Source organism: Cupriavidus sp. SK-3 (genome assembly GCF_000611145.1).
Taxonomy (GTDB): Bacteria; Pseudomonadota; Gammaproteobacteria; order Burkholderiales; family Burkholderiaceae; genus Cupriavidus.
Genome location: NZ_JFJV02000096.1, coordinates 1 through 2,344, shown reverse-complemented (window position 1 = coordinate 2,344; position 2,344 = coordinate 1). Strand labels below are relative to the sequence as shown.

Genomic DNA, 2,344 nt, shown 5'->3' with positions numbered 1-2,344 from the left:
ATGCCCATACACCACTCTTGACGTTAGCTCGTCGCCGTGGCCGTTCCAGGTATGGCCCTCTGCGACTCTGAAGCGAATGGGATGGACTTTCTGAAGGCAGGGAGTCGGAGTGGTGGAGGCAAAGCAGCTTCCAAGTACCGTCTGTGCCCTAGCCCCAAATGAAAAGGGCTCTCGAATCGCTCAACAGCCCTTGTTCAATCGCCGGCCATCGGCGTAGGTATCGTATGCTTGCCGAGTTTTTCCGGTCACTACCGGTTACCCGAGTCGCGTCTAAGGAGCCTCCGGTACTGCAAGACGTTCCAGGGCAGATGACTTCCCCCTCTTTCAGGAAGAGGAACGGAAGGCTTGTGCCTAAGGCCCCTTCTAGGATGGGGATGTGAACTACCGAGTTAAGAGTATGCAATCACTGCAACTGCCCCAACAGTCCGCCCACAATCGCGGCGAACGCTACGACAAGTAGTGGCGACGCCCGGAACCGTACAAGACCGACAAAGGCAATGAGTGCAAGGGCGAAATCTGCGCGGGAGTGAATCGCTGTCGTCCAGACAGGGTCATACAGCGCTGCAGCAAGTACGCCGACGACGCCCGCATTCGCACCGGCCATGGCGGACTGCAAAGTCGTCCGTTCCCGGAGTTCACTCCAGAACGGCAGCGCACCGATGATAAGCAGCGCGGCAGGGACAAAGATAGCGATGAGGCAAAGCAGGCCGCCAACCCATCCGCCGGGACCTATCTTCGAGACCGTTCCAAGGAAGGCGGCAAAGGTAAACAGGGGGCCAGGTACGGCTTGAGCGGCACCGTAGCCTGCTAGGAAGTCGGAAGCATCGACCCAGTTCGGTGTAACTACTGCGGACTGAAGGAGTGGCAGGACGACGTGGCCGCCGCCAAAAACGAGCGCGCCTGAGCGGATAAATCGCTCTGCCAACATAAGGCTGTCATTGCGGAGCACTTCGCTTGCGATTGGAAGCAGAAACAACAGCCCGAAGAAGAAGATAAGGGCAACGATTCCCGCTGCCTTGCCCACGCGGAAGTAGTGATTCGACACCAATTGTGCTGACGATGGCTTCACCAGAAGGATGCCCAACCCAGCAGTGAGTGCGATGGCGATGATTTGTCCGTAAGCAGTAGGAAGGAATAGTGAAAGTACGACTGCGAGAAGGGTCAGGCAGACGCGTTGTGTGTCCGGGCACAGTGTTCGCGCCATTCCCCATACCGCTTGTGCGACCACGGCGACCGCAGCAACCTTAAGCCCATGGATGACTCCGGAGTTGCCCAGTCCCACAAAAGTGTTCAGTCCGTAGCCAAAAGCAATCAGGGCGGCGGCGGATGGCAAGGTGAAGCCAATCCACGCGGAGAGTCCGCCGAGCCAGCCTGCTCGCGACAGACCGAGGGCGATGCCGACCTGGCTGCTCGCGGGGCCTGGTAGAAACTGGCACAGCGCGACCAGGTCAGAGTACGTTTTGTCATCTATCCATTTTCGGCGGGCTACGATTTCCTCGCGGAAGTAGCCAAGGTGCGCAATTGGGCCGCCAAAAGACGTAAGTCCAAGCTTGAGAAATACCAGGAAGACTTCGAGCCAGCCGCCAGTCGACTCGGCCGTTCGGGTTGAAGCTGGGGGCATGTTTGCTTGTCTTCGGTTGCTAGGATTAGGACAGCTTGGGCACCGGACAGCGTACATGTCGAGACACGCTGGTGGCTGGTGTTATCAAGCGCTCTGTCGCTAACAATTATCTCACCGGCGGCCGCCTGCAGCAGTGGATTCTAAGTTGCTGTCGTGCCGCATACGTGTACGACAGTGGTGCAGTGGGCTTTATCACTGATGGGCACCACGATAGAAAGAGAAGTAATGCAGCCGTCCGCCTGGCTAATTGACCTGCCCAGGGAGGCGACCTTCGATGGCCGGTCGCCGGCTGCCCCGCCTTAGACCTTCCCACTATGGGAGGGGCAACGCCTTTTTCGTTAGCGGGGAAGTTGTGTCTTGCAGGCGACTCCTATTGGAGCGGCAGCGCGCATCCGCTAAACTACGAGTCTGCGGCCACAAGGCTGCTATCGCCCCCGATGCTTCGACTCGTCACACGTTTCCTTCTCTTGCTCCTGATTGCAGCACTTCCGCTGCAAGGGGTGACTGCGGCCACGATGATGGTAAAAGGCGCGACGCAAGCTTACGCGAGCGCAGTGCGCGTGCAGTCTGATGGCCATGAAGGCGTCATCACAGTATCGTCCGATGAAGACGACGACCACTGCGTAGCGCACGTGAGCGATGCGGATACCAAGCAACAAGGCAAATCCGGAAAGCATGCAGGTCATGCGTGTCCAGGCTGCGCCGCTTGTTCGCTTTGCTCGG

The 2,344-nt window shown here is 58.4% G+C and carries 1 protein-coding gene and 1 pseudogene; one reads left to right on the top strand and one right to left on the bottom strand.

What is annotated here, in order from left to right; all coding sequences use genetic code 11:
- Positions 1 to 403 precede the first annotated feature (403 nt).
- A complete protein-coding gene (gene chrA, locus CF70_RS09640; protein ID WP_035863538.1) occupies positions 404 to 1,621 on the bottom strand; it encodes a chromate efflux transporter in 1,218 nt (405 codons plus the stop codon).
- 437 nt (positions 1,622 to 2,058) lie between these two features.
- Here chrA and CF70_RS37600 point away from each other — a divergent pair.
- A pseudogene (locus CF70_RS37600) lies at positions 2,059 to 2,344 on the top strand (hypothetical protein); the annotation flags it as partial.

Excerpts from the sequence above, each read along its gene's own strand:
- chrA (WP_035863538.1), bottom strand. The coding sequence starts at position 1,621 with ATGCCCCCAGCTTCAACCCGAACGGCCGAGTCGACTGGCGGCTGGCTC.